The following is a 3671-nucleotide window of genomic DNA, read 5'->3' as shown; positions in this document are numbered from 1 at the left end:
CATCCCGGGCTCCGCCCCGGGATCTCCGCCCGCGTCGCCGCCGAACCGGCCCTGGACGCCTGGCTAGGGTCAATGCTCGGCCCTGCCACCGGACACACCGTGACACTGGCCGGCGAACCCTCGACCGCGGTGCCGTGGACCGACCTGCAACTCACGGCGTCCGACTTCGTCCACCTGGCCAGCACCGAGGGCGGGTTGCGCGAACTGGCCGCCCGGGCCGCTCTGGCGTCCGGTGCCGTGGTGGAGACCGCGCAACTCCTACCGGACGCCGACCTGCTGGCGCTCCTCGAGCTCGGCGGGTCACTGGCGACGCTGATCACCGCCGCCAAACCACTGGACGGCGCCGCCCTGCAACCGCCGCACGCCGACCCGATCGGGGGCACCGATGTGGTCGAGTTGAGGGCCCGGGTGGCCGCTGCTCGGCAACGGGTCACCGAGGTGGTCGCCGTCCTCGACGCGGCCCTGGCCGCCGATTCCGAGGACGACCTGCGGGATGCGGTCGTGGCGTCCTGGACGTTCGGCGTCGGTGAGGCCGGGCTGCCGTCCGCACAATCGGGTTGGGACGCCGCGGCCGCTCGGGTACGGGCCGATCTGGCGGGACGCCTGGCCTTTCAGCCGGCGCCGTCCGACGATGTCGAGGGACTGCTGGCCGAGGCGCGCGCCCTGCTCGGACCGGGGTTCGTGGCGGTCCCCCGATTCGTGCCGATCGGAATCGATCAGTTGGTGGCGTCTCGTGACGATCCGGCGCTGACCGGAAACGCTCCGTTGGCCGCTGAGGTTTGGCTGACCCGGATGGAACGGGTCCGGGAGCCGCTGGCCCGTGCCGGGATCGCGCTGCGTGAGGCCGAGGCGTTCGGCGGGCAGCCGCTGCGACTCACGGTGGCACAGCTGCCGTACGCCCCCGGTGATACCTGGAATGCCCTGCCGGCAAGCAGTTATGTGGACGGTGCGAGTTCGCTGCTGCTGATCGGCGGTGAACTGCTGGCGCCCGGGCGGACCCTGTCCGGTCTGCTGCTCGACGAATGGGCGGAGGTGGTGCCATCCGACACCCAGACCACCGGTGTGGCGTTCCGCTACGACCCGCCCGAGTCGATGGCGCCGCAGGCGATCCTGCTCGCTGTGCCGCCGGTGCCCGGCGAGCCGTGGACGGTCGGCAGTCTCAATCAGGTGCTGATCGAGACGCTCGAACTGGCGCACCTGCGCGCGGTGCCGCCCGAAGCGCTCGGCGCGGTCCGGCAGTACCTGCCGGCGTCCGTGCTCGCCTTCAACACCGAGGCGGACGTGCCGTCGACCAACCCGCACGTGTTCGATCCGGCAGGGGGCTGAGATGGCGTCGATCACCAGCTACTCCCGCCTCGAACCCGATCCGTTGCGCCCGGACGTCACGGTCGGCGCGACCGCGCCCGTGCACGACCCGTTGTGGCTGCTGGCCCGGCAGTGGCAGCTCGGCGAGTTCGCCGGTCAGGACGGCGGCACCCCGGTGGTGGCCCGCTGGCGTGGCGTCGCGGCGGAACCGACCCGATTCGTCGCCGGCCCGATCCCGCCGAACACCGCCATGCAGGCACCCACTTTCGCCGCGCTGGCCGCCCCGCTGGAAACGCTGATCGAGAAGGCGGGATCGCCGTTGCCGTCGGCGTCCGCGACCTTGGCCGGGTTGCGGCTCGGCGTGGATACCGGACGGCTGTTCCTCCGTCTGCTGGCCGGCCAGACGGTGTCCCGCGACTACGCGCCGGCGCTGTTGCGCGCGTTCGCCGTCCCTCTCTACGGCGACGACGTGCTGGCCGACGCGGACGCCGCCACCGCCGGCTACGCCCGCCTGCACGGTGGCCGAAGCCTGGACGGACGCCGGTTGCGCGCCGAGCTGGCCGGCCGTCCGCAACCCCGGATCGACGAAACCGTGGCCCCCGGCGACGTGGCCGAACTGCGGGCCGCCTGCGCCGATTGGCTGCGCCTGGTGGCCGACCTGTTCGACGACGTGGACTCAACCGCTGAATGCTGGCAGCCGGCGCGGTTCGAGCACACGGCGTCCATGGCGGCCCGGCTGGGCGACAGCCCGTTCGACGAGACCACACTCACCGCGCACCGCTACGACAGCGACGTGCTCGACTGGTACGAGTTCGACGTCAACGGCGAGGTGAACCTGGGCACCAAGCCGAGCGAAGCCGGCCCCGCCGTCGTCCGGACGGTGATGCCCGCACCGGTCACCGCGCCCGGACTGCCCGCCCGCCGGTTCTGGGAGTTCGAGGACGGCAACCTCAACCTGGCCGCGCTGCAGCCCGCGGAGACCGACCTGGCCCAGGTGCTGCTCATCGAAACCCTCTCCGGCTACGGCAACGACTGGTTCGTGATCGGCGTCGATCTGCCGGTCGGCGCTCTGGTGCGGACGTCGTCGCTGGTGGTCACCGACACGTTCGGCGTCCGGACCCTGCTGCGGCACGTCGGTGACCCGAACGCGACCTCGGCCCGCGGCTGGAGCGTGTTCCAGCACGCCATGCCTTTCGACGCCAATGAACCCGAGGGCGCAACCATCCGCAACCTGCTGTACGTCGCGCCCCGACTGGCGAAACCCCTGGTCGGACCGGTGGTGGAAGAGGTGCTGCTGGCCCGCGACGAGCAGGCGAACCTCGGCTGGGCGATCGAGCAGGCCATCGAGTCGCCGCTGCAGACCGGTCTGCCGCTGAGCTCGACGCGACCACCCGATCCGCCCGGCGATCCCGATCCGGCACCCGACTACCACCTCGCCCAGGGTCCCCCGCCGCACTGGATCCCCCTCATCCCGGTCCGTCCCGGCCCCACTGAACAGGTGGTCCTCGCCCGCGGCTCTGTCCTCGACATCGACGGACGCCGCCTCGTGCACAGCGTCACGGATCTCCTCGGCGGCGGCCCCGACGGCGCCCTCCTCATCCCCGAGGAAGAAGTGCCGACCGGCGGCCTCCTCGTCCAACGCAGCTACCAAGCCGCCCGCTGGATCGACGGCACCCTGCACGTCTGGGCCGCCCACCGCACCAAAGTGAGCCCCACCGTCCCGCCCAGCGGCGTCCGCTACGACTACCTCATCGAATGACGGGGGACGGTTCTTCCGCATGCGAATCTCGAACCTCCGGGGACGGTTCTTCGACGTGCGAGTTTCGAACCAAAGAGAACCGTCCCCCGGCATGCGAGATTCGCACGACAGGGGACGGTTCTTTTCGGTCCACGCTGGCTCGATGGTGCGCTCTCGCTCATCAGGCGCCAGTTCCGGTCGGTGCCCGCCGGTCCTAGAGTTGTCCCGTGACGGACGAACTCCCGCCCCGTACCCTCTCGCAGACCGTGCTGATGACGCCGGAGACGGCCAACTTCGCCGGCAACGTGCATGGCGGGCATCTGCTCAAGGTGCTCGACCAGGTCGCCTACTCGTGCGCCAGCCGGTTCGCCCGGCACTACTGCGTGACCGCCGCCGTCGACGGCGTGTGGTTTCGCAGAGCAGTGCATGTCGGCGAACTGGTCACCTTTCTGGCCTCGGTCAACTACACCGGCCGGACGTCCATCGAGGTCGGCATCCGGGTCGAGGCCGAAGACATCCTCAGCGGCGTCCGGCGACACACCACCAGCTGCTACTTCGTGATGGTCGCGCTGGACGAGAACGGCAAGGCGATGCCGGTCCCGCAGTTCGAGCCGGTCACCGATCTCGA

At 71.0% G+C, this 3671-nt stretch carries 3 protein-coding genes; all 3 read left to right on the top strand.

From position 1 onward, the window contains the following. A partial coding sequence (locus tag Q0066_RS15770) for a hypothetical protein (protein WP_298134724.1) occupies positions 1 to 1326 on the top strand: 1326 nt, incomplete at its 5' end. A gap of 1 nt (position 1327) precedes the next feature. Continuing rightward, the gene (locus tag Q0066_RS15765; protein WP_298134722.1) at positions 1328 to 3064 is read left to right on the top strand and encodes a hypothetical protein; all 1737 of its coding nucleotides are present in this window, start codon (positions 1328 to 1330) and stop codon (positions 3062 to 3064) included. A gap of 251 nt (positions 3065 to 3315) precedes the next feature. Next, a partial coding sequence (locus tag Q0066_RS15760) for an acyl-CoA thioesterase (protein ID WP_366521539.1) occupies positions 3316 to 3671 on the top strand: 356 nt, incomplete at its 3' end.

Source organism: Micropruina sp., assembly GCF_027492755.1.
Taxonomy (GTDB): domain Bacteria; phylum Actinomycetota; class Actinomycetes; order Propionibacteriales; family Propionibacteriaceae; genus Micropruina.
This window is presented reverse-complemented; position numbering and strand designations above follow the sequence as displayed.

What these genes read in the sequence shown, in the direction of transcription:
- Q0066_RS15765 (WP_298134722.1), top strand. Translation starts at nt 1,328, where the DNA reads ATGGCGTCGATCACCAGCTACTCCCGCCTCGAACCCGATCCGTTGCGC.